Here is a 23609-nt window from a genome sequence, read left to right on the forward strand (position 1 = left end):
CGATTGCCCTAGCAGCGCTCGTAACGGAAGGTCGTATCGGGCGATTGTTCGGTCCGCAGCAATGCCGTGCCCGCCGTGACAAGCTCGAGCGTGGTGCGCTTCTGCCAGGTCTGGCCTTCGCCTGTATAGTTCAGATCGGCGATCACCTTGTACTGCGACACCGGGGTCAGCGACGCGACCTTGGCGGTCGATTCGTAGAAGCTCAATTTGTCGGCAAAGACCGTCACCAGCCCCTTGGTATCGGTACGGCTGAAATCGCAATCGGCCGGGGTGATACCCCAGCGACCAAGGAACGCCGGGGGCAGCATCTTCGCCGCCCTGGCCGGACTGGGCGTAGCGCTCCGGGGCAGGCCGATCGCCGCGGCCTGAGTTTCGTTTTGCTCGACCACCGCCTCGATATTGGCCGCCGCCGCCACTTCCTTTGCGTCTTCCGATACATTCGACGAACAGCCGGCGAGCGCCAGGGCAGCGAGGGCGACGTAGCGCGTGCGCATCATGCCGCCGGACATTTGATGTAGCGATACGAAGATGCCGGCTCTTCTTCCGTGCGAAGCAACGTCTTGCCGCCATCAGCCAGTTCGAACGCGGTCTTGCTGTTCCAGGTCTGGCCTTCTCCGCTGAAGGCGAGATCGGCCATGAGCTGAGTAGGCGAGATTGCCTTGAGCGACGCGATCCTGGCGCGCGATTCGTAGAATTTGAGCGCATCGGCGGACACCGTTAGCAAGCCCTTGTTATCATCGCGCTTCGGATCGCAGTCATTGGCGTTCATGCCCCAGCGACCCTGATAGGCGGCGGGAAAGGCGTTGGCGATTTTCGTGACGGGTGTCGGCATGGCGCTTGGCACGTCGTTCGCATTGCCGGCGGTCGCATTGCCGGTGATCGCGACGCTGTCGTTCGTCATCTGATCGGGCGCGGTGGCGGTGCCGGTCTGGTTGGCGGTGTCGGTCTCGCCGATATCGATCGTGACGTTCGACGACGTGGTCGGTTTTCCGCAAGCGGCGAGCATGCAGGCCAGCGCGACGGGGATGATCAGTTTCTTGGTCATGGCGAAAACGGTGCCTCCAGATGTCGAGAGGGCGAACTTTGCCCCGATTGCATCGGCTGTTAACGCATCCGGCGCGAAACCTCTCCCTCCAACACACGTCGCATGACCATCCATGTCGCGATGGACGACGAGACCGGGGCACGTCATATCCCGTGCGATATGACCAAGCTGATCCTGCTCGATACGGCGATGCGGTTGCTGGCGATCGGCCAGTTGTTGCTGATCGCGATCGTGATCTGCCGGGGTCGCGCCCCGCGACCGGTGCGGGTGGCGACGGCGCTGCTGCTGACCGGTGTCGCATGCTATCTGACGCTTGCGACGCCACTGTTCCGGCCGATCAGTGGACCATTCTGGGCGCTGCTCCAGCTTGCCGCGCAAAGCGTGCCGTTGCTGTTGTGGATCTTCGCGCATTTGCTGTTCGAGCGCGCGATCGACCGGCGTGCCGCAACCGCTGGTTTCATAGTGCTGATTGGCTGTCGGGCCGGATTCTATTTCGCGGCGATCTGGGCGCCCGAAGCGCGTTTGTGGATCGAATTGCTTCAGCACAGCGTATCGCTGTTGCTGATCGGTCATGCGGTCCTGATCGCGATGCGCGAACGCGGTGACGATCTGATCGAGAAGCGCCGGCGCTTGCGCGTCGGCTTTGTGGTGGTGGTCGGCGTGCTCGCGTTCATGGTGGTCGTGCTGGAGATGCTGTTCGGGTTCGAGCGAGCGGGACCGGGCATCGCAATCGGCCAGGCCTTTGCGATCCTCGCCGCGACCACCGCAATGGGTGTCGCCCTGCTGCAGAGCGATCCCGAGCTGCTGTTCGATCCGGCCCGGCCAGCGCCGATTCCCGTTCCGAACCTCAGTCCCGCCGAGCATGTACTGCGGCAGAAGCTCGATGCGGTGATCGCCGGGGCGATCCACCGCGAACCGGGGCTGTCGATCGGTTCCCTCGCGGAACGGCTCGGCGTACCCGAACACCGGCTGCGCGGACTGATCAACCAGCGGCTCGGCTACCGTAACTTCTCGGCGTTCCTGAACCATCACCGCATCGCCGAGGCAAAGCTGTGGCTCGCCGATCCGGCGCGGGTCGATCTGCCGATCCTGACCATGGCGATGGATCTGGGGTATGGCTCGCTCGCGCCGTTCAATCGCGCGTTTCGCGAAGAGTCCGGCGTGGCGCCGAGCGAATTCCGTCGTGCGGCAATCATCGCCGGGTAAAAAATGCCGATCAATTGCGGAATCGATCGGAGATTTTCAGCCGCGCGCAGCCATCCATCGATCGATAGCGTAGCGCCGGTCGAGAAGACCTGCCCCGACGGAGCCGTGCCATGATCGAGATCCTGAAAACTATTTCCCTGCACTGGGCGCACAGTTTCCAGATCGAGATGATCCGCTACCTGATCGGTGCGGCGGGTGTTGCGCTGACCTATTGGTTGTTGCGGCGCTGGACCGCGGCGCGGCGCATCCAGCAACGAAGCGCGACGATGGCCGACCGCCGGCGCGAATTGCGCCTTTCGGTGCAAACGGTTGCAATCTTCGGAGTGGTGAATTTGATCACCTTCGCGGCGATTGGCGCTGGTATCGTTCGGATCGGTCATACGCCCGATCTGGCGATGCTGGCCGTGCAGTTGATCATCATGGTCATCGCCCACGACGCCTATTTCTACTGGATGCACCGCGGCCTGCATCTGCGCGCGATGTTCCGTCGCGCCCACGCCGCGCATCACGTCTCGCGCACCCCGACCAGTTGGGCATCCTATGCCTTCGCGCCGATCGAATCGGTGACCGAGTCGCTTTATGTGCCGGTGTTGCTGATCGGCATGTCGCAGGTCGCGCCGATCCAGCCGCTCGCCGTGTTCATCTTTCTCGGCCACCAGATCGCGCGCAACGCGATCGGCCATTCCGGGCACGAACTGGCATGGAGCGGCTTCACCAAAAGCCGCTGGTCCGGATGGCTGACCACCACCACGCATCATGACCTGCATCACAGCGAAGGTCGTTATAATTTCGGGCTGTATTTCACCTGGTGGGACCGGATGATGGGCACTGAACATCCGCGTTACCACGAGAAGTTCGAGGCCGTCGCGGCACGCGTGAAGGCTTCACCCGAACTGATAGCCGCGTAACGGGTGGGCAAGCGACGAGTCATCGTGCCCGCATATGCCAGCACGATGATCCAGATCGCCGCTGCCTCCACAAGCTGGATCAGGCCAGCTTGGCCATCACATCGCCGAACAGTTCCTCGTCCGACGCCAGTACCTTGGGCGTGGCGAGCGGCTTCGACACCCAGGTCTCGTTGATCAGGTCGCGCCAAGTGATGTTGTTGTTGGTGCCGTTACCACCCCAGGAACCGCAGCCGAGCGAAAAAGTCTGGCGCATGCCGTTCCACAGATTGCCGCTGTTCGAGGCCGATTGCGGCTGATTGACCATCACGCGGCTGGTGCGCGTCGCATTGGCGAGCTTCATGATGTTCGCGTCGGAACGCGAATAGATGCCGCAGCTATGTCCTTGCCCCTGATAGGACTGGATCGCGTTGGTCAGGCGGATCGCGTCGTCGATGTTCTTCGCTCGGTACAGCGCCATCGCCACCGTCATCTTCTCCCCTGAAAACGGATGGTCGGGGCCATAGCCGGTCTCCGGGATGATGAAGAACTGCGTGCCGTCCGGAATCTCGAAGCCGGCGAAATCGGCGATGAATTTCGGCGTCTGCGCGACCACCTTGGCGTTGATATGCCCGTCGACCCAGAGCACGTCCTCGAACTTCTGCTTCGCTGCGGCATCGAGGATGAAACCGCCCTTGGCCTCCAGCTTGGCGAGCATCTCGTCATAGATTGCGTCGAGCAGGATGACGCTGTTGTCCGACGAACAGGACGCGGCGAGATCGAGCGTCTTGGAGACGCGGATCTTCTCCGCCGCATCGTCGAGATCGGCGGTGTCATCGACCGTGATCACAGCATTGCCGACACCGACGCCGAGCGCCGGCGTGCCGCTGGAATAGGCCGCGGTGACCATCGCGCCGCCGCCGGTGGCGAGGATGCGGTCGCACTGCTTCATCAGTTCATTGGTCTTGTTGACCGATGGCGTATCGATGCTGATCACCAGATCGGCCGGCGCGCCCATCGCGACGATCGCTTCGCGCATATAATCGCAGATCAGCTTGTTGGTCAGTTTGGCGCGTGGGTGCGGCGCGATGATGATCGAGTTGCGCCCCTTGATCGAGCTGATCGCCTTGATCACCGGGGTCGCCTCGGGATTGGTCGAGGGCGACAGCGCGCCGATCACACCGACCGGTTTGGCGATCTTGACGATGTTGCGGACCGGATCCTCCTCGATCACGCCGACCGACTTGTCGTCGATGATGTCCATCAGGGTCGCGCGGGTCTTGCGGAAGATCTTGAGGAACTTGCCGTCGTAATTACCGAGCTGCGTCTCATCGACGGTGAACTGGGCGATCTCCTTGGCGCGATCCTCGCGCGCGACCGACCACACCATTGCGCGGATCAGCGCATCGACCTGCTCTTGTGTGTAATTCTCGATCTGGGTCTGGGCGGCACGTGACCGGGCAACCAGCGCCGCGACTTCGGCGGTATCGGCGGCTTCCTGTTCGGTGACGAACTTGACGTTTTCCTGGCCCATATCGTGTTCCTTTGGCGCGTCGCGTGCCCCGTCGGCCGCGGAATCACGACCGTGAGGCGAGTGAGAGACTGGAGGATGTTTCGCGAGCCGGGCTGTAATGCCTTGGTGTCCGGCCGTCGGGTCGATCCTCTCGGCTTTTTAGTTGCGTGGCTTATCTCACTAGGCATTTCTGCCTTCAAGTGCCTATAATCGCCGCTGCCATATGCATTTTTGCATTAGGCGTGGTTTTTGCGGGGACCGGTTGCGCAACTGGGACGATCTGAGAATTTTCCTCGCAGTGGCGCGGGCCGGGCGGATCGCGCCCGCCGCGCGGCTGCTCGGGATCGATGTGACGACCGTGTCGCGGCGGCTCACGCGGCTCGGTGCGGAGACCGGTGCGCCGCTGTTCGAGACATTGGGCGGCGACCGGCGACTGAGCGAGGCGGGTCAGGCGATGCTCGTCCATGCCGAGACGATCGAGGCGGCAGTGATCGCGGCGAGCGAGGGCGACCCGAGCGGCGCCCTGGCCGGGCATGTTCGGCTGAGTCTCGCCGAAGGGCTGGCGACGCATGTCGTGGCGCCGGGCGTGGCGGCGTTTCGCGCCGGGCATCCCAATATCCGGCTCGACCTGATCACCGCTTCGGGCTTCCTCAATCCGTCGAAGCGCGAGGCGGATGTCGCGGTGATGCTGGCGCGGCCGCGCAACCGGCAATTGCGCGCGACCAGGCTCGCCGATTATCAGCTCAAGCTCTATGCGACCCAGGCCTATCTCGGCGCGCACGACATGCCGGCAAGCGCGGCCGAGCTCGAAGGACATACGCTGATCAGCTATGTGCCAGAACATATCCATGCGGTAGAGCTGGATTATCTGTCGGAGATCCACGACGGACTCGTCGCGCGGGCACGCAGCACGAGCATCAACGTGCAGCACGCGATGATCCGGTCCGGCGCGGGAATCGGCATCCTGCCGAACTTCATTGCCACGCGCGACCGTACGCTGGTGCCGGTCCTGCCGTCGGTGACACTCGGCCGCAGCTTCTGGCTGGTGACGCATGAGGACACGCATGCCACTCCCCGAATCCAGGCGGTGATCGAATGGCTGCGCGGCTGCGCGGCTGGGATCAGCTGACTTGGGGATCAGCGGTCGAGCATGAAGCGATAATGGCCGGTCAGCTTGTACGCGAACAACGCATCCTCTTCGCGTGCACCCGCGCCGATATTGTGGATCACCGCCAAGTTGCCGCTGCGCCCGCGCCGGTCGGAAACGATGCCGATATGGGGCAGCTTGTCGGCGATCAGGCTGGTGAAGATGTCGCCCGACCGCCAGCCCTGCGGCGATGTCGGGAGCGGCAGTCGCGCGCCGTTGCGAGTCATCAGCGTCTGGAGGTTGGGGACGCGGCGATGGTCGATATTGCGGTCCGGCCGGCGCAGGCCCCATCGCGTCGGATAGGCCGAAAACGCCGCACGCATATCGGCGTTGACCAGTGCCTGCAGGTCGATGCCGAACGCATCGCGATACGCACGGATAAGCACATCGGTGCAGACGCCCTTGCTGCGCGAAACATCGCCATTGGGAAAGGCGAGCGAGGTATAGGCTTGGTCGTAATGCAGCGTCACGCCGACCTGACGACGCGCGGCCGCGATCAGCGTGGTGGCCGTCCGGCCGCCGGGCTGTGCGTGCGCCGGTGTGGTCGCGGCGACAGCACCGAGCCCGAGCAGAAAGGTGCGGCGATCAAGATGGGCGGTCATGCGCGGAAGGATAGAAGCGACGTCCGACACGGCAAGGGTAAATACCACTCCACCTCCGTTGGTGTGGTGCGTCGAACGCTCGCTCCTTCAGCGTCCGACCGTCACGAGCAGCGGAGGACCGTCAGGCGTGTCGACCCAGCGCGCCTGGACGCCGAACACGCTGCAGATCGCCTCGGGCGTCAGCGCATCGGCGACCGGGCCGAAGCCGACCATCCCGCCGTCTTTGAGGAGCAGTACATCGTCCGCCGCGCGCGCCGCCAAGCCCAGATCATGAAGCACGATCGCAACCCCCGCCCCGGTCGAGGCGACCGCTCGCAAGCGGTCGAGAATGTCGATCTGGTGCGCGGGGTCGAGGCTCGCCAGCGGCTCGTCGGCGAGCAGCCAGCGCGGTTCACCCGCAAGCACCCGGGCAAGCAGCACGCGGGCGCGCTCGCCGCCGGACAATTCATGGATCGGGCGATCGGCGAAGTCGATCGTCCCGGTCGCCGCCATCGCGCCCGTGATAGCATCGAGATCCGCCGCCGACGGCGCGGCGTAAGGCGCACGGTGCGGCAACCGGCCGAGCGCGACCACATCGGCGCCGGTAACGTTCCAGTGCACGGCGGCGTCCTGCGGCAGATAACCGATCAGCCGCGCGCGTTCGCGCGGATCGAGCGCGGCGACATCGCGCCCGCCGAGGCGAACGGTACCACTGGCGGGTGCGACAAGTGCGGCGGCGGCCTTGACCAGGCTGCTCTTGCCCGCACCGTTCGGGCCGAGGATCGCGGTGATGCGCCCAGGCCTTAGCGTCGCGGTGATGCCGGTCAGGACCCGCCGCCGCGCCAGCGTGACGCCGAGCCTGTCGAAGCTCAGCTCCATGACAGCCTCCGCCCCTTGAGCAGCAGCAGGAAGAAGAACGGCCCGCCGATCAGCGCCATCACCACGCCGAGGCGCAGTTCGCCCGCGCCGGGAATCAGGCGGCACAGGCTGTCGGCAACCAGTACCAGCGCGGCACCGCCGAGCGCACTCGGCAAAAGCAAGGCGCTCGGCCTGTGCCCGAACCATGGACGCAGCAGATGCGGCACCACCAGCCCGACAAAGCCGACCACGCCGGTCACCGCAACGCTCGCGCCGATCGTCAGGCCGGTACCGAGCACGACCAGCGCCTGCAACCGGCCGAGCCGCACGCCGAGCGATCGGGCGGCGGCTTCGCCCAGCGTCAGCGCGTCGAGCGAACGGCCGGTGAACAGCAGCAGCACCGCGCCCGCCGCCATGAACGGTACCGCCAGCGTGACATCGTCGAGGCTGCGATCGGTAAGCGCCCCCATCAGCCATTCGATCACCTCGGCCACCGCATAGGGGTTAGGCGCGACCGAGATGAGGAAGGCGGTCAGCGCGCCCGCAAGGCTGGCGAGCACCGTGCCGGCAAGGATGAAATGCACCGCGCTCGACCGACGCCAGGTCAATGCGGCGAGCAGCATCATCGACCCGCTCGCCCCGGCCATCGCGCAGGCGAAGACGATCAGCGGACTGGCGGCGACGCCGAACACGATCGCCGCGACCGCGCCGAGCGCCGCGCTCGACGAGACGCCGACCACGCCGGGATCGGCCAGCGGGTTGCGCAAATACCCTTGCAGCACCGCGCCCGACAGGCCGAGTACCGCACCGATCGCCAGGCCGAGCACCGCGCGCGGCAGGCGCAATTCGATGATGATCGCCCAGCGTGGATCGGTGGAGAACCAGGCGGACAAGGGCACCCAAGCCTTGCCGGCGACGAGCGACAGGCCGAACGCAACGACCACGAGCAGGATCAGCAGGGCAAGCTTCAGCCTCATAGCGACCGTCGGATATTGGCCAGCATGCCGAGCGCTGGAATGATCGACGGTCCGCCGCAATTGACCAGATTGCGCGGAAAATGCGCCTCGGTCGTCGTTGCGCCCGTACGCATGAGAACGCGACGGCGCAGCGTCGCGGTACGCGAGGTATCGCCGGGCGTCATGATTACGCGTGGCGGTCGTGCGGCGATGGTTTCGATCGGTAGGTTACCGGTCGATGCAAGGCCGTAATCCGCCGCCGCATCGCGGAAGCCGGCCGTGATAAGGAGTTCGTCGAGCAAGGTGCCGGAGCCGTTGACCAGATCGCCGGCGATATAGAGCAGCGCCGAAGGTCGCGTGCTACTCCCTTCCCGTTCGGGCTGGGCCGCAGCGGCGACCGCCGCGTCTATGCGCGCGTTGAGCGCCCTGCCCCGTGCTTCCGCGCCCAGCGCCGCGGCGACCGCGGTGATTTGCGCCTTGCTTCCCTCTACGGTTGTCGGTGAATTCATCACTAAAGTCTTCAATCCAGCACGTTCATAGGCTGCGCGTGTGGCAAGTGGGGTGAAGCTGCTGGTCAGCACCAGTTCGGGGTCGAGCGCGATGACCTCCTCCGCCGTACCCGCCGTCGATGGGAAACGCGACGCCACCTCTGCGGCGATCGAGCTGGCGGCGGGATTATGCGAATAATGGCTGATCGCGGTGATACGATCCGGTTCGACCAGCTCGATCAGGATCGCATCGGCGCAAGGGTTGGTCGAGACGATCCCGCCGCGCGCCACATGTGCGGGCTGGGTGCAGCCGGCAAGCATGAGGGCGAGCAGCAGGATCGCCGGTTTCATCAGTCGAACTTCACGCGCACGCCACCATAAGCCGCGCGACCATAGGTGCCATAACCATAAACGGTGCTGTACTGCTCATCGAACAGGTTATCCACACGGCCATAGATTTCGAACCGGTCGGCAATACGGATCGAGGCATGGAGGCCCGCCAGCACATAGCCATCGAGACTGCGCGTGTTCGCAACATCGTCGAAGCTGTCGCCGACTTGGGTCAATGTGGCGCCGGTCGACAGGCCGAAAGACCAATCATAGTCCATCGACACGCTGAACGCATTGTCCGCACGGCGCGCCAGCTTTTTATCAAAACTCGCAGGATCGAGTGAACGATCGCGAGCGTCGATATAGCTATAGGCCGCAGTGAAGGTCAGCGCATCGGCCGGGCGCAGCGCGAGCGTGAATTCCGCACCCTTGGCCCGGGTCTTGTCGATATTACGATAATTGCCGGTGAAAGGGCCCGTAGCGAAAAAATCGATCTGGTCGCGGGTATCACGCTGGAACAGGGTCACAGATGCTTTTGCTCGCCCTGCAAGCAAGGACTGGTCGACACCGACATCGTAGCTGCGTGACCGTTCAGGCCGGAGCAGATCATTGCCGCTGAAGCCGTCGTAAAGCTGATAGAGTGACGGCGCCTTGAATCCTTCGCCATAGCTCAGTCGAAAATTGGTGGCGCCGTGATTGGGCGAATAATTGGCATTCGCGCCGATGGTCGTCGCGCCACCGAACTGGCTGTGATCGTCGTGGCGCACACCAGCCGTAAGCGAAAGACCCGCAAGCGGCTGCACCACGGCAAGACCGTAGACGCTGTCGGTATTGGCCTTCCGATGATCATCCGATCCGAAGCCGGCAAAATCATACTCCGGCTTTTCATGCTCATAGCCGAAGATCAGCTTGGCTTGCTCGATCGGCTGCAACACGCCTTGATATTCGAAGCGCAGGTTTTTCCCGGAATAGCCGTAATCGGGCGTATTCGAGCGTACGAAATAATAGTCGCGGTCATGCTTGAACCAGGTCACCGCGAAGCGGTTCTTGAGCAGGCCATTGAACAGTGCTGCGTTGACCCCGGCATAGCCGATATATTGCTTCGACTTGCTAACATCTGTGCTGTCGGCTGGTGCGCCAAAGAAGCTGTCATAATCGAGATCGGCATCGATATAATAGCCGCGCAGATCGAGGCTGATATCGTCGCTGAACGCGACCTTCAGCTTCGCGTTTGTGGTCAGGTTCTTGTAGCCGTCCTTCTCGGTCGCCCCGAATGCCTTGCTCGCCGAAGAGATACCATCGGTATCGAAATAGGAGACGCCGGCGCCGCCCGAAAACATTCCGCTGCCGCCGGAGATATCCGCCTTTGCACTGACGGTGTTGCTGTAACCATAGTCGGCCGAGGCATTGGCTGCGAAGCCGTCGGTCGGGACGGCGGTCATCACATTGACCACGCCGCCGATCGCCTGGCTGCCGAACGCCACCGAGTTGGAACCGCGCAAAACTTCGATGCGCTTGATGTTGCCGACCAGCAGATTGCCGAAATCGAACATGTCGCCGATCCCGCTCGGATCATTGACCTTGACGCCGTCGATGAGCACCAGCGTCTGGGTGGTTTCCGCACCGCGCAGTGAGACGCCAGTGACCGTCCCGGTGGTGCCGGCGCGGTTGAAACGCACGCCAGGCGTGGTCGCGATCAGTTCGGCGACGTTGATCTCCTGACGGCGGCGGATCGTGTCGGCGTCGATTACAGTGATTGCCTGACCGACCTGGTCGACCGGCTGTTCGACACCGGTCGCGGTGACAACGATTTCCTTTTGCATCGCATCGGCGATGATTATGCCTTCGCCTTCAGCCGGCACTTCCTGCGCGAAAACGGGAGTCGCGGCGAACAGAGCCGCGCCGGTCAGCAAAATCTTACGGTAATCAAACATGGTATGCCCCTTTGCATGGGGCCAACTGCCGGATGTCGGGACGACAGCCGGCCAATGGCCCGGTCCATGTCGTTCGCTCAAAGGTTTCGCCCCCTTCGGGCCACACCCTCGTCCGCCCGGGTCTTCCCGCCCGCGCAGTGGATCGACTGTGTCGGGCAGGTCTCCTGACTTCCGGGTCTTCGTCTGCGCTCCGCCTTCCCAGGCCCGATCGGCCCAGTGGCATAAATGGAACACCGGCTATCCGGTTACAGTTGCGGGAACAGCGCCGGATTGGCGGACCTCAGGCCCACGCACCGAACTTCCCTTTTGCTTCCCGTCTCCGGGAACCCGTCACGACGCGGCCCCTACGCCGCCCGTTGCCGCAGTGCAACCAACTGTCGCCGAACGCGTTAGTAAATTTGGAGGAAAGAAAGAGGATAACGAGCCATTCGCAGCTCATTTCCTTGAAGGAACTGGTCGTGAGAACGTTAGATTTGAAGCATCTGCCACCTCAACCGCCCCAGGATGTGGGACGGACCATGGCACCCGGTGCCGGCCTTGTCCTGGCCGCCATTATTTCGATCCTGCTATGGGCCGCTATCGGTGGAATTATCGCGGCGTTGTGACTGCCGACGCTTTAACGGTTGGGATGCCCGCTTTAGCTCGCCAGCAGAGTCGCATTCCCGCCCGCTGCCGTCGTATCGACGCACAACGTCCGCTCGGCCGCCAAGCGGGCAAGATAGTGCGGGCCGCCCGCCTTCGGCCCCGTTCCCGACAACCCCTCGCCGCCGAATGGCTGGCTGCCGACCACCGCGCCGATCTGGTTGCGATTGATATAGATGTTGCCGACCCGGGCACGCGCGACGATCCGCTCGATCGTCGTGTCGATCCGGCTGTGCACGCCAAGAGTCAGGCCGAAGCCGGTCGCGTTGATCGCATCGATCACCGCATCCAGGCCGGCGGCGGGGAAACGCACGACATGAAGCAACGGGCCGAAATGTTCCTGTTTCAACGCCGCGATACCGGGAATAGTAAAGGCGGCAGGCGCAACAAAGTCGCCCCGGCTCGCCGGCACCGCTAGGCGGCAAACCGTGGTGCTGGCCAGTTTGTCGCTATGTTTTTGCAATGATTCACGCGCGGGCGCGTCGATCACCGGACCGACATCCGTCGACAGCTTGCGTGGATCGCCGATCGTCAGCGCCTGCATCGCGCCGCCGATCATTTCCAGCACGCCATCGGCGATATCATCCTGCAGATACAGCACACGCAGCGCCGAACAACGCTGCCCCGCGCTTTGGAAGGCGGATTGCACCACATCGCGCGTGACCTGTTCGGGCAGCGCGGAACTGTCGACGATCATCGCATTTTGCCCGCCGGTTTCGGCGATCAAGGGCACGATCGGCCCATCCCGCTGCGCGAGCGTGAGATTGATCGACCGGGCGGTATTGGTAGACCCGGTGAACACGACGCCGCCGATGCCGGGGTTGGCGACCAGCGCCGCACCGACATCGCCACCGCCGGGCAGCAGATGCAATACATCGGCGGGGATGCCGGCCTCACGCAGCAATTCGACCGCGCGCGCCGCGATCAGCGGCGTCTGGCCTGCGGGCTTGGCGACGACCGTATTCCCTGCCGCGAGCGCGGCGGCGATCTGGCCAGTGAAGATGGCGAGCGGGAAGTTCCACGGGCTGATCGCCGCGATCACGCCGCGACCATGCAGGGTCAATGTGTTGGACTCGCCGGTCGGGCCGGGCAGCGGATCGGCTGCCCCGAACTGGCGTCGGGCTTCGGTTGCGTAATAGCGCAGGAAATCGACCGCCTCACGCAGTTCGAGGATCGCGTCGGGCACCGACTTTCCCGCCTCGCGCACGCAGAGCGAGAGCAGTTCGTCGGTGTGCCGTTCATAAAGCATGGCGGCAGTTTCCAGCGTCATGGCGCGGCTCGCGGCGGCGACCGCATCCCAATCCGGTTGGGCGGCCTGTGCCAGCGCCACCGCCTTGGCGACGGCATCGGGCGATGCGGCGATGACCTTGCCGACCGTGATGCTGCGATCGAACGGCGCGGTGACGGGCGTGGGAGCGCCCTTCAGGCGCGCCTTGCCGACCATCGGAACCGCATCGGGATGCCATGCCTCGAGCGTGGCGAGGCGCGTCATCAGCGGCACACGCACCAGCGGATCGGACAGGTCGATCCCCGTCGAATTCAGCCGGTCGGGCGCGAACAATTGGCTGGGCAGCGGAATACGCGGGTTGCGGCGTATATCGAGTTCGGCCGTCACCTCGACCGGATCGGCGATGATCGCTTCGACCGGCTGATCGGCATCGGCGAGGCGGTTGACGAACGAAGCGTTGGCGCCGTTTTCGAGCAGCCGGCGCACGAGATAGGCGAGCAATTCCTTGTGCCCGCCGACCGGGGCATAGATGCGCACGGCCGTCGGCGTGCTGCCTTCGCCTTCGCGCAGCACTTCGTACAGTTCCTCGCCCATGCCGTGCAGGCGCTGGAATTCGAACACACGCGTGCCCGCCATCGCCTTGACCGCCGCGACGGTCGCTGCATTGTGCGTGGCGAAACCCGAATAGATCGCGTCGTCGGCGGCAAGCATACGGCGCGCGCAGGCGAGATAGGACACGTCGGTCGACGCCTTGCGCGTGAAGACCGGATAATCGGCGAACCCGCCGACCTGCGTCACCTTCACTTCGCTGTCCCAATAGGCGCCCTTGACCAGCCGGACCATTATCTGGCGCCGGTAACGACGGGCAAGCGCGATGGTCCAGTCGATCATGGGCACGGCACGCTTTTGATAGGCCTGGATGACGATCCCGAAACCGCGCCAGCCATTCTTGAACAGACTGTCGTCGGCGACGAGGATCTCGATCAGGTCCATCGACAGGTCGAGCCGGTCGGCTTCCTCCGCGTCGATCGCGAGACAGATGTCGGCGGCACAGGCATCCACGACAAGCTCGCGCAGGCGTGGCAGCATCTCCGCCTTGATGCGATCCACTTGTGCCCATTCGTACCGCGGATGGAGCGCCGAAAGCTTGACCGAGACTCCATCGACTCCCTCCACCGGCCCCGCGCCACGCGCCTTGCCGACCGCCGCGATCGCGGTCTTGTACGCCTTGAAATAGAAATCGGCGTCGGCCTGTGTCCGTGCCGCTTCGCCCAGCATGTCGAAGCTGTGCGTTTCAACGCCCGAGGCGCCGCGCTTCAGGCCTTCGCCGATCGTACGGCCGAACACGAAGTGATGGCCGAGGATGCGCATCCCTTCGAAGATCGCACGACGGATCACCGGCTTGCCGAGCCGCGCCACAGCGCGCTTGGCGACCGCCGCCCAATCTTCGCCCTCGCTCGGGCCGACAACGCTGCCGGTGAGCATCAGGCCAAAGGTCGAGGCGTTGACGAACAGCGACTGCGAGCGGCCGAGATTGGCACTCCATTCCTTGCCGCCGATCTTGTCGGCAATCAGCCGGTCGCGTGTCGCTGCATCGGGGATGCGCAGCAATGCTTCGGCCAGGCACATCAGCGCGATACCCTCATCGGTCGATAGTGCGAAGCTGTGCAACAGGCTATCGACCGCATTGCCCTGCCCCCTGGCCCGCACGCCCTCGACCAATTGCCGTGCCAGCGCCTGGGTGGCGGCGAGTTCGGGGGCCGGACTCTCAGCCTCGATCAGGCGCCGCGCGACGCATGCCTCCTCCTCCATGCGATAGGCGGCGTGGACGGCGGCGCGGCTTAGGCCGGGAAGTGCGATCGAGGACATCGGCGAATACTCGTCTTGATGCTGGTGACGCCCGCCTTTATCGCGCTATCATCTAGAGAATAAAGACTGCAATTTTCCGAAGATTCAGATATATTCACTGCCATTAGGGAAAATTGCAGGATATTATCTGGTGAGTAGCTTGACGAGGACCGACGCCATCGACCGACGCATCCTCAAGGCGCTGCAGCAGGATGGGCGCATGTCGAACCTGGCGCTGGCCCGACAGGTCGGCCTGACACCGACGCCGTGCCAGGAACGCGTCAAGCGGCTCGAACGCGACGGTTATATCAGCGGTTATGCGGCGCGGCTCGATCCCGTCCTGCTCGACCTTGGCTTGCTGGTGTTCGTCCAGGTGACGCTCGACCGGACGACCACCGACGTGTTCGGCCGCTTCGCCGCCGCGATCCAGTCGTTCGCATCGGTCACCGAATGCCATATGGTCGCCGGGGGGTTCGACTATCTGCTCAAGATACGCTGCCGCGACGTGGCGGACTATCGCCGCATCCTGGGCGACGAACTCGGCTCGATCGACGGCATCGCGCAAACCCACACCTATGCGGTAATGGAGGAAATCAAGACCGAGACTGCATTGCCGGTCTGACCCCTGCCCCATGGGTTTAGCCAAGAATATCCGCGCTGTCGGCCAGTTGGATGTCGTGCATCTGATCGAGATAGGCTTCGAGATAGGCTTTGTGCGACGCGCCGACGATGACCAGCGCCCGGATTCCGGGCTGCGGCGCCAGCATATCGCGGATATTGCCCGCCATGCGCAGATTGCGCGTCTCCCAATAGCCGAGATAGTGGCGGCCGAATTTCTGCGGCGACGGCTCTTCCAGCGCGGCACCGAAATCGCTGTCGAACGCCAGCTTGCCCTGCCCGGGCGCGTTATAGGCGCGATACATGTTCAGGATGCCAGTGCCCGTGCCGCTGTCTTTCTCCAGCGCGGCACTCGTCGCGTGCCGCGCAGCGGTCGCCGGATTGTCCCACGCTTTCGAAATCGCTGAACCATAAGCTTCGTCGACGACGACAGAATCGGCAGTGTGGTCGTCTATCGCATGGACCCGTTCCTGACCGAGAAGCGCGGCGAGCGGCGCGGCGATCAACATGGTCTCGTTGCGGCGAGTCCGCAGCGCGTCGAGATGCGCGACGAGTGCCGCGTTAAGCCCATCGCCAGCGGATCGGTCCGCTGGGCTCAAGCGCAACCACTGGACGAGTGCGGATGCCTGTTCGCCGCCGGCCAGGAACAATGCCGCCAGATGTCGCCGCTGGCCCGGCGTCGGCTTGGCCGGCCAAGCGGCCAGCGAGCGATCGATCTCGGCCGTCGCCTGGGTAACGCTCAGCCGGGTGGCCGTATTTGCCGGCGATGTGTCCCAGCAATAGCTTGAAATCGTATCGCGATAGCGATCGGGATAGTGCCGGAGAAAATCGCATTGCGGGCCGGAAAGCGCTTCGATCGCAATCGCCTGCGGTTTCCAGGCGCGAAGCCGATCGATGAGTGAATCCAGCGCGGCGGGCGCAAAGGCAGCCGGCAGTTGCGACAGATGCGGCGAGCCAAGCACGAGCAACTGACTCGCCCCGCCGACTTTTGGCCCTTTGAGCGACGCCGGGTCGAAATCCGTATGATATTGCTGTGCGTTGGCCGCAGCGACTGCAGTGCCCGCGGCCATGGCCATGGCCGCCATGATCCATGCATTCACCATAACCATACCCCGCTGCTTTCGCTCAACTGTATCATTTAACTAATACAGTTTGCCGATGTAGCGCAAGGGTGTCTCGACACTTGACCCGCCAGCGTGCCGAGCAACAAATACTCGCGCCTCGAAGCGCGGAGCGGGCAGGAGGTGGGGGCTCTTAAAATCCTGCGTCGAGCCGGACGCCGGCATAACGGCTTGAATCCCGTGCCGACTGCCAGCTGGTGCCGAACGCGGCGACGCCCGGAGCGATTCGACCATGGCTGCGACGACCGCGATCGTGATGACACTGATATAGCAGCGTTAAAGTTGTATGATAACTTTCCGGGTTCGCCACAACGCCGCGTCGATGAAGGTCAACCGGCCGGCTGATGCGCTTGCACGAGCAGCCGATGCCGATCCAGGCTCTTCTGCATATGCAGCCGCGCCGCGAGACCAGCAGCCCGCAGGCCGACAGTCGCGCAAAGGCTTCGCGCGCCGCGGTGCGGCTGACGCCGACGGTATCGGTGATCGCCTTTTCGGTTGGAAAGCGCGCGCCTAGCGGGAATTCTCCCGAATCGATGCGCTGATCGAGTGCGCGGACCAGTTCGTCGGCGAGCCAAACGGCTTTGATGGTCACTACGCAAAAAAATATCAGCAATTCGCAACCACGCCAGCGATATCGGCAAATTTGTCATACAACATTACATTGATAGGGCTGACGCGCTGGGCCCCAGATACACTAAAGCCCCGGAAATCCGAGGATTTCCGGGGCTTTAGATGGTGGGCGTGGCAAGGATTGAACTTGCGACCCCTGCGATGTCAACACAGTGCTCTACCACTGAGCTACACGCCCACGCGCGGGCCCGAAGGCCATGCGAGTTGCGCGCTCTAGCGAGGGTTGCCGCCTCGCGCAAGCGCGGATGAAGTGTTTAAAGCCCGCCGGTGGCGCTTTCCTTTTCGAACATCCGGTCGACCTCGAGCACCAGGTCGCGCAGATGGAACGGCTTGGACAGGACGCGCGCCTGCGGCATCTGCTTGCCTGCCTTGAGCGTGACCGCCGCAAAGCCGGTGATGAACATGACGCGCAGGTCCGGGAGCATCTCACCGGCGCGCTGGGCGAGTTCGATGCCGTCCATCTCGGGCATGACGATATCGGTCAGCAACAGGTCGAAATGCTCGGTTTCAAGCAGTGGAATCGCGGCGGTGCCGCGGTCGACCGCGCTGACGGCATAGCCAGAACGCTCGAGCGCACGCGTCAAATATTCGCGCATCACCCGGTCGTCTTCAGCCAGCAGAATCCTGATCATTTCGGTCCCACTCATTTGCGAAGCGCCAGTCTATGCGCAAAGCCCTTAAGAAATTCCAGCCCGCGTCCGCGCATTGCGATGATAAAGCGCCCTCTCTACGGTGACCGCAATGGCCAATGCCGCCCTGCCCTATGATCTTTACGGCCCGCTCGCGCCGGTCAGCCCGGTCATCCTGTCGGTGCCACATGGCGGGCGCGATTATCCGCTGGCGCTGCGCGCGGCGATCCGTGTCCCACTGACCGCGCTCCGCCCGCTCGAGGACCGCCATATCGATACGCTGGCGATCGCGGCGCGGCAAAGCGAGACGATGCTGGTACAGCTACGCGCCCGCGCCTGGATCGACCTCAATCGCAGCGAGAATGAACGCGACCCGCATATCGATGCCGGGGCGGACCGGCGCGCGCTGGGCCTGCAGTCGGCCAAGCTGCGCGGCGGACTCGGGCTGATCCCGCGCCGCCTGGCCAGCGCCGGCGAGATCTGGCAACGCAGGCTGGACGGCGAAGAGGTGATGGCGCGGATCGCCGGCGATCATCGCCCCTATCACGAGTTGCTCGGCCGGTTGCTGGTGGCGGCACGGGCGCGCTTCGGGGTGGCAGTGCTGCTCGACCTGCATTCGATGCCGTCGCTCGCCTCGGGCAGCCAGATCGTGTTCGGCGATCGCTTTGGACGCTCTGCGGCGGCGCGCTTCGTCCACCGGCTCGAAGCCGAGACGATGGCGGTGGGGCTGAGCGGAGCAACCAACACGCCCTATGCCGGCGGACATATCCTCGACCGTCACGGCATGCCCGCGAAGAACATCCATGCCGTGCAGGTCGAATTCGATCGATCACTGTACCTGGATGCCGCCCTCGATGGCCCCGGCAAGGGCCTGCGGGAAGCGGCACGCTTGCTGCGCTGCATGATCGATGCGCTCGCCGACGAAGCGCTCGCCGCGCCCGCGGCACTCGCCGCCGAATAATCTGCCTTGCCAATAAAAAAACCACCCCGGGCATACGCCCGAGGTGGCCAAGGTTCAGGGAGGAGATACACCCGAGGGTGTATCGCGAGGCCGCGCGAAAGGGGGGACACGGGGCCTCGTGACACTGATATAGGAAGGTGGTTTTCGGGGTTCAAGGGATTTTTCTATTAGCGCCATGTGTTTGTTTCTCAGGGGCATCCTTGACAGTTCGGCGTCCCGACAAGCCGTATCGCTATCCCGCGCCAGGCGCATGGGTGGCACGAGATAGCAGAGTCAGCGCGCGACTTCGGTCGACGCCATATCGGGCTGGCGAACGTCGTCGATCGCCCTGTTGCGCTGCGCCGCAGCAGCCGCGACAGCCTGTTTCCGGCAGCGCCGGATTTCATTCTGGCCGGCAAGATCGAAATCGGAAGCCCAGCCGCAGGCCTTGCCGACGACATGGTCGATGCGGCGGTCGAGCGACCTGACGCCAGCGTCAGTGCGCAGGTCGAGATCGGCATGGCTCACCCGGTACGGCAAATTGCCGGGCACCGTCTCTTGCGCCGACACCGGCGCGACGATGGTCGCGGCGGCCAGAGCCACCAGCGTGAAAAGCATCTTCATTTTCTGTCTCCGAAACTGGGGGAATTCGGCACCGGTGCGAATTCTTTCTACACCCCCCTTTGCCCATTCGACGAACAACGATGTTGCACTGCCGTTATGCAAAAGTGCAGAACGTCCAGATGGTCGACTGGAATGACATCCGATATTTCCTGGCTGTGGCGGACACGGGCAGCACATTGGCCGCTGGCCGCGCGCTCAAGGTCAGCCAGACGACGGCAGCGAGGCGAATCGCGGCACTTGAGGATGCACTGCAGGTCGCGCTGTTCGATCGCAGCCCCGGTGGTTATCGCCTGACCGCGGCTGGGGCGGACCTGCTGGTCCATGCACGCGCCGTGCAGCGTACCACCCAGACGCTGACCGACGCCGCCGCATCGCAGCAACGCGAAGTCAGCGGCACGGTACGTGTCACCACGCAGGAAATCTTTGCGGTGACCATTCTCGCGCCGATCCTGCGCGACCTGCATCAGGCCTATCCGGCAATCCGCATCGACCTCGATACCAGCGAGGAATCTCGCGATCTCGCGGCGGGTGCGGCCGATGTGGCGCTCCGCACCGCGATACGCCCGACGGGCGCCGGCCTGGTCGGGCGCCGGCTGTGCGACGATGTCTGGACGCTCTATTGCAGCCGCGCCTACGCGGCCGAGCATGGCCGCCCGACACGACGCAGCGAGTTGATCGGCCATCCGCTGATCGGGGGCGGCGAAGCGGGCCTGTGGCGGCTATATCGCGAATGGCTGCAGGCCAATGATCTGGAAGCGGCGGTGGCCATGCATCACAGTTCTGCGGCGGGCCTGCTCGCCGCGGTGCGATCGGGCTTCGGCCTGGCTGTTCTCCCCTGCCTCGTGGCGGACAATGACCCCGACCTGCTGCAATGCCTGCCGCCGCTACGCGACGATCCACATGGCCTGTGGCTGCTGACGCATGAACGCCTGCGCCATACACCGCGCGTACGTGTAGTGCTGGAATTCCTAGCGGAACGATTTACCCGCCTGGCACGCACTCAGTCCGGCAGCCTGGGGAGCCGGACGATCGGCGCATAACCGCAGCATCGCTTCGGCGATCTCCCGTTCGCCAGGCATGGCTTCGTTCACGCCGGGGCGCTCGAGATAACTGACCTCATCGTTGGAATGGGCGCGGGTGTTGATGTTCATAATGTGAAAGAGCGAACCGGCGGTAAATGAAGCGCCGTCCGGGAGTGGTGCTAACGGTTCGAGATGCGGGATTGAATCGGCGGGTTCATTCCGGCCAGCCTCAGCGCGTTGGGGACTGCCGCGATCGTTCGACTTCCCGTCGCTGCGGGAAGTTTTTACGGCAAATGCTTTTTTGAGCGTTCTGCGGGAATTTACGGGAAATCCTGCGGGAATTTTGTCGGAGCACCATGGGAATTTTCCGAGTGCTCACGGGAGTATCGGGAAATGGCTAACGGGAGTCATGGTCTGCTCGATTTCTGGCCTGCTGATTCAAAAGTCCGTCGAATGGGCTCTATCCGTGACGGACAAACCCATGCGCCGGAGAACAGGCATGGGCACCCCGGCAAGCGATGTGAATCAAACCGACATGCGGCCGAATGTTGATCGAAGGGTAAAGCAGAAGAGTGTTGGCGCGAACCTTCTTCGCTGACGGCAAATGAGTTCGAACGCCAATCCGCCTTAAATGTGGATCGCCTTGCCCCGCACGGCCATCGCCGCTTCCTTGATCGCCTCCGAATGAGTTGGATGTGCGTGGCAGGTATAGGCGATGTCCTCACTGGTCGCGCCGAATTCCATCGCTTGTGCGGCCTGCGCGATCATCGTGCCGGCGGGCACCGCGATGCACCACACGCCGAGCACGCGGTCGGTCTTTGCGTCGGCAATGATCTTCACGAAACCGTCCGGCTCATGGTTGGTCTTGGCGCGACTGTTGCCGGCCATCGGGAACTTGCCGACCTTGATCTCTCCTTTTTCCTTCGCGGCTTCTTCGGTAAGACCGACACCGGCGATCTCAGGCCAGGTATAGACCACGCTCGGGATCACATCGTGGTTCACGATGCCGGTCAGTCCGGCGATATTCTCCGCGACCGCGATGCCTTCATCTTCGGCCTTGTGCGCGAGCATCGGACCGGGAACGACGTCGCCGATCGCCCAGATACCGGGCACGCTGGTTTCGAAACGATGGCCGATGTCGATCTGACCACGCTGGTTGGTGGCAAGGCCAGCCTTGTCGAGCGCCAGCCCGTCGGTGTTGGGACGGCGGCCGATCGAGACCAGCACGCAATCCGCCTCCAGCGTCGTCGCTTCGCCACCAGCGGCGGGTTCGAGCGTCAGCGTCGCCTTATCGCCATTGACGGTGACCCCGGTCACCTTGGTCGACAGCTTGAACTCGATGCCCTGCTTCTTGAAGATCTTGTTCGATTCCTTGCGGATCTCACCATCGAAGCCAGGCAGGATCTGGTCGAGGAATTCGACGCAGGTAACCTTGGCGCCGAGGCGACGCCACACGCTGCCGAGTTCGAGACCGATCACGCCGCCACCGATGACGACCAGATGCTCGGGCACCTTGGCAAGTTCGAGCGCGCCGGTGCTGTCGACCACGATTTTCTGGTCGATCTCGACGCCCGGCAGCGGAGTCACGCTGGACCCGGTGGCGATGATGATATCCCTGGCGGTGACGACCTTATCACCGACCTGCACGCTGTGCGTATCGACGAAGCTGCCCCGACCTTTCAACCATTCGACTTTGTTCTTCTTGAACAGGAAGGCGATGCCCCCGGTCAGCTGCTTGACCGCGTCGAGGCGCTGGCCATGCATCGCTTCGAGATCGAGCTCGGGCGTGACCTTGATGCCGAGCTTGGCGAAGGTGCCGTTGGCCGCCGCATCGAAATATTCCGACGCATGGAGCATCGCCTTGGACGGGATGCAGCCGACATTGAGGCAGGTGCCGCCGAGCGTCTCGCGGCTTTCCACACACGCGGTGCGCAGGCCGAGCTGCGCGGCACGGATCGCCGCGACGTAACCGCCGGGGCCGGAGCCGATCACCAGAACGTCGAAATCATAGTCAGCCATTGCTCTTCTCTCGCTTCCCGGCGCAGGCCGGGGCCTAGTCGGGTGACATATGGGGAGAGCGATGCGCTTCGTCGCGTCCGCCTTCCCGACTGGGCCCCGGCCTGCGCCGGGGAAGACGTGATTTAAAGATCGATGAGTATGCGCGTCGGATCTTCGATCGCGTTCTTCAGCGCGACGAGGAAAGTCACCGCCTCGCGGCCGTCGATCAGGCGATGATCGTAGCTCAGCGCGAGGTACATCATCGGGCGGACGACGATCTGGCCGTCGACCACCACCGCGCGATCCTCGATCCGATGCAGGCCAAGCACCGCGCTTTGCGGTGGGTTGATGATCGGGGTCGACATCAGCGAGCCGAACACGCCGCCATTGGAGATGGTGAAGGTGCCACCCTTCATCTCTTCCATCTTGAGCGTGCCGTCCTTGGCGCGCTTGCCGTAATCGCCGATCGTCTTCTCGATCGCGGCGACGCTCAGCTGGTCGGCATCGCGGATCACCGGCACGACCAGTCCGCCCGGCGAAGATACCGCGACCGAAATATCGGCATAGTCGTGATAGACGATATCCTCGCCATCGATCGACGCGTTGACGGATGGAATATCCTTCAGCGCCATGCACGCGGCCTTCACGAAGAAACCCATGAAGCCAAGGCGCACGCCGTGCTTCTTCTCGAACAGGTCCTTGTACTTGGTCCGCGCCTCGATCACCGCGGTCATGTCGACATCGTTGAATGTCGTCAGCATCGCCGCGGTATTCTGCGCTTCCTTCAGGCGCTTGGCGATCGTCTGGCGCAGGCGCGTCATGCGAACGCGTTCTTCCTTGCGTCCGGTCGATTGCGCGACCGACGGTGACGCGACCGGCGCGGCAACGGGCGCGGGCGCGGCGGCCGGAGTGGTGGCGGCGGCGATCACGTCATCCTTGGTGATGCGGCCATCCTTGCCGGTGCCCTTGACCGTCGCCGGGTCGACACCGTGTTCGAGCACCGCACGGCGCACCGAGGGCGAAAGCGCCGCAGGACTGTCGTCGGACGCGAGGACCGGCGCAGCGGCCTCCGGTGCGGGCGATTCCAGGACGGCGGGCTGCGGCGCCGCAGCCTGAGCGGGCGCGCCTGAGCCGGCGTCGATCGTCGCGATCATCGCGCCGACCTGCACCGTATCACCGACCTTGACCGCGTGCGCACCCATCACGCCGGCGACTGGCGACGGCACCTCGACCGACACCTTGTCGGTTTCCAGGCTCGCGATTGGTTCATCGACCGCGACCGCATCGCCGGGCTGTTTGAGCCATTCGCCGAGCGTGGCTTCGGTGATCGATTCGCCCAGGACGGGGACTGTGACTTCGGTTGCCAT

21 protein-coding genes, 1 tRNA gene and 1 riboswitch are annotated in these 23609 nt (G+C 63.8%); of the genes, 6 read left to right on the forward strand and 16 right to left on the reverse strand.

Annotated elements, in window-relative coordinates:
• Positions 1 to 8: 8 nt before the first annotated feature.
• On the reverse strand, positions 9 to 509 hold the full coding sequence (locus ACVWZA_RS11085) for a hypothetical protein (RefSeq protein WP_457311257.1): 501 nt from the start codon (positions 507 to 509) through the stop codon (positions 9 to 11).
• Positions 494 to 1045, reverse strand: coding sequence for a hypothetical protein (locus ACVWZA_RS11090; RefSeq protein WP_457311258.1), 552 nt, complete (start codon positions 1043 to 1045; stop codon positions 494 to 496). Before ACVWZA_RS11090 ends, ACVWZA_RS11085 begins: the two co-directional genes overlap by 16 nt.
• Before the next feature lie 102 nt (positions 1046 to 1147).
• On the opposite strand from ACVWZA_RS11090, the gene ACVWZA_RS11095 reads away from it, so the two are divergent.
• Both ACVWZA_RS11095 and ACVWZA_RS11100 read left to right on the forward strand, forming a co-directional pair.
• Positions 1148 to 2251, forward strand: a complete 1104-nt coding sequence (locus tag ACVWZA_RS11095) for a helix-turn-helix domain-containing protein (RefSeq protein WP_457311259.1) — start codon at positions 1148 to 1150, stop codon at positions 2249 to 2251.
• Between the two features lie 110 nt (positions 2252 to 2361).
• Entirely contained in the window at positions 2362 to 3159 is a 798-nt protein-coding gene (locus tag ACVWZA_RS11100; RefSeq protein WP_457311260.1) for a sterol desaturase family protein, read from the forward strand.
• Between the two features lie 79 nt (positions 3160 to 3238).
• Here ACVWZA_RS11100 and ACVWZA_RS11105 read toward each other — a convergent pair whose 3' ends face one another.
• On the reverse strand, positions 3239 to 4669 hold the full coding sequence (locus ACVWZA_RS11105; protein ID WP_457311261.1) for an aldehyde dehydrogenase family protein: 1431 nt from the start codon (positions 4667 to 4669) through the stop codon (positions 3239 to 3241).
• Positions 4670 to 4910: 241 nt separating this feature from the next.
• Between ACVWZA_RS11105 and ACVWZA_RS11110 the strand changes: the two genes are divergently transcribed.
• Positions 4911 to 5777: a LysR family transcriptional regulator gene (locus ACVWZA_RS11110; RefSeq protein WP_457311262.1), complete on the forward strand. Its 867-nt coding sequence runs from the start codon at positions 4911 to 4913 to the stop codon at positions 5775 to 5777.
• 8 nt (positions 5778 to 5785) lie between these two features.
• On the opposite strand, the gene ACVWZA_RS11115 is transcribed toward ACVWZA_RS11110, so the two are convergent.
• From ACVWZA_RS11115 to putA, 6 genes are all read right to left on the reverse strand, one after another.
• The gene (locus ACVWZA_RS11115; RefSeq protein ID WP_457311263.1) at positions 5786 to 6445 is read right to left on the reverse strand and encodes a DUF1287 domain-containing protein; all 660 of its coding nucleotides are present in this window, start codon (positions 6443 to 6445) and stop codon (positions 5786 to 5788) included.
• A gap of 39 nt (positions 6446 to 6484) precedes the next feature.
• Positions 6485 to 7255, reverse strand: coding sequence for an ABC transporter ATP-binding protein (locus tag ACVWZA_RS11120; protein WP_457311264.1), 771 nt, complete (start codon positions 7253 to 7255; stop codon positions 6485 to 6487).
• Positions 7246 to 8211, reverse strand: coding sequence for a FecCD family ABC transporter permease (locus tag ACVWZA_RS11125; RefSeq protein ID WP_457311265.1), 966 nt, complete (start codon positions 8209 to 8211; stop codon positions 7246 to 7248). The genes ACVWZA_RS11120 and ACVWZA_RS11125 overlap by 10 nt, the downstream gene beginning before the upstream one ends.
• Positions 8208 to 9029 (reverse strand): ABC transporter substrate-binding protein, encoded by an 822-nt coding sequence (locus tag ACVWZA_RS11130; RefSeq protein ID WP_457311266.1) that lies wholly within the window; start codon positions 9027 to 9029, stop codon positions 8208 to 8210. The genes ACVWZA_RS11125 and ACVWZA_RS11130 overlap by 4 nt, the downstream gene beginning before the upstream one ends.
• Positions 9029 to 10942, reverse strand: a complete 1914-nt coding sequence (locus ACVWZA_RS11135) for a TonB-dependent receptor plug domain-containing protein (protein WP_457311267.1) — start codon at positions 10940 to 10942, stop codon at positions 9029 to 9031. The genes ACVWZA_RS11130 and ACVWZA_RS11135 overlap by 1 nt, the downstream gene beginning before the upstream one ends.
• 137 nt (positions 10943 to 11079) lie before the next feature.
• Positions 11080 to 11288: riboswitch (cobalamin riboswitch) on the reverse strand.
• 291 nt (positions 11289 to 11579) lie between these two features.
• Positions 11580 to 14681 (reverse strand): bifunctional proline dehydrogenase/L-glutamate gamma-semialdehyde dehydrogenase PutA, encoded by a 3102-nt coding sequence (gene putA / locus ACVWZA_RS11140; RefSeq protein ID WP_457311268.1) that lies wholly within the window; start codon positions 14679 to 14681, stop codon positions 11580 to 11582.
• Between the two features lie 130 nt (positions 14682 to 14811).
• Here putA and ACVWZA_RS11145 point away from each other — a divergent pair, with 130 nt between their 5' ends.
• Positions 14812 to 15282 carry an Lrp/AsnC ligand binding domain-containing protein gene (locus tag ACVWZA_RS11145; protein ID WP_457311269.1) on the forward strand — a complete coding sequence of 157 codons (471 nt, stop codon included), beginning with the start codon at positions 14812 to 14814 and terminating at the stop codon, positions 15280 to 15282.
• Between the two features lie 16 nt (positions 15283 to 15298).
• On the opposite strand, the gene ACVWZA_RS11150 is transcribed toward ACVWZA_RS11145, so the two are convergent.
• The 4 genes from ACVWZA_RS11150 to cpdR all read right to left on the reverse strand — a co-directional run bounded on the left by ACVWZA_RS11150 (position 15299) and on the right by cpdR (position 17661).
• Positions 15299 to 16354 (reverse strand): DUF5694 domain-containing protein, encoded by a 1056-nt coding sequence (locus ACVWZA_RS11150; RefSeq protein ID WP_457311270.1) that lies wholly within the window; start codon positions 16352 to 16354, stop codon positions 15299 to 15301.
• 178 nt (positions 16355 to 16532) lie between these two features.
• Complete coding sequence (locus tag ACVWZA_RS11155) at positions 16533 to 16991, reverse strand: winged helix-turn-helix domain-containing protein (RefSeq protein WP_457311271.1); 459 nt, start codon at positions 16989 to 16991, stop codon at positions 16533 to 16535.
• Between the two features lie 141 nt (positions 16992 to 17132).
• Positions 17133 to 17207 (reverse strand) — tRNA-Val (locus ACVWZA_RS11160).
• 76 nt (positions 17208 to 17283) lie between these two features.
• Positions 17284 to 17661: a cell cycle two-component system response regulator CpdR gene (gene cpdR, locus ACVWZA_RS11165; RefSeq protein ID WP_457311407.1), complete on the reverse strand. Its 378-nt coding sequence runs from the start codon at positions 17659 to 17661 to the stop codon at positions 17284 to 17286.
• A gap of 109 nt (positions 17662 to 17770) precedes the next feature.
• Here cpdR and ACVWZA_RS11170 point away from each other — a divergent pair, with 109 nt between their 5' ends.
• Positions 17771 to 18619 (forward strand): N-formylglutamate amidohydrolase, encoded by an 849-nt coding sequence (locus tag ACVWZA_RS11170; RefSeq protein ID WP_457311272.1) that lies wholly within the window; start codon positions 17771 to 17773, stop codon positions 18617 to 18619.
• Positions 18620 to 18892: 273 nt separating this feature from the next.
• Here ACVWZA_RS11170 and ACVWZA_RS11175 read toward each other — a convergent pair whose 3' ends face one another.
• Complete coding sequence (locus ACVWZA_RS11175) at positions 18893 to 19222, reverse strand: UrcA family protein (protein WP_457311273.1); 330 nt, start codon at positions 19220 to 19222, stop codon at positions 18893 to 18895.
• A gap of 80 nt (positions 19223 to 19302) precedes the next feature.
• Between ACVWZA_RS11175 and ACVWZA_RS11180 the strand changes: the two genes are divergently transcribed.
• Complete coding sequence (locus ACVWZA_RS11180) at positions 19303 to 20262, forward strand: LysR family transcriptional regulator (RefSeq protein WP_457311274.1); 960 nt, start codon at positions 19303 to 19305, stop codon at positions 20260 to 20262.
• Between the two features lie 609 nt (positions 20263 to 20871).
• Here ACVWZA_RS11180 and lpdA read toward each other — a convergent pair.
• Positions 20872 to 22263: a dihydrolipoyl dehydrogenase gene (lpdA, locus tag ACVWZA_RS11185; protein ID WP_457311275.1), complete on the reverse strand. Its 1392-nt coding sequence runs from the start codon at positions 22261 to 22263 to the stop codon at positions 20872 to 20874.
• Between the two features lie 122 nt (positions 22264 to 22385).
• Positions 22386 to 23609 carry a 2-oxoglutarate dehydrogenase complex dihydrolipoyllysine-residue succinyltransferase gene (gene odhB, locus ACVWZA_RS11190; RefSeq protein ID WP_457311276.1) on the reverse strand — a complete coding sequence of 408 codons (1224 nt, stop codon included), beginning with the start codon at positions 23607 to 23609 and terminating at the stop codon, positions 22386 to 22388.

Source organism: Sphingomonas sp. UYAg733 (assembly GCF_054057355.1).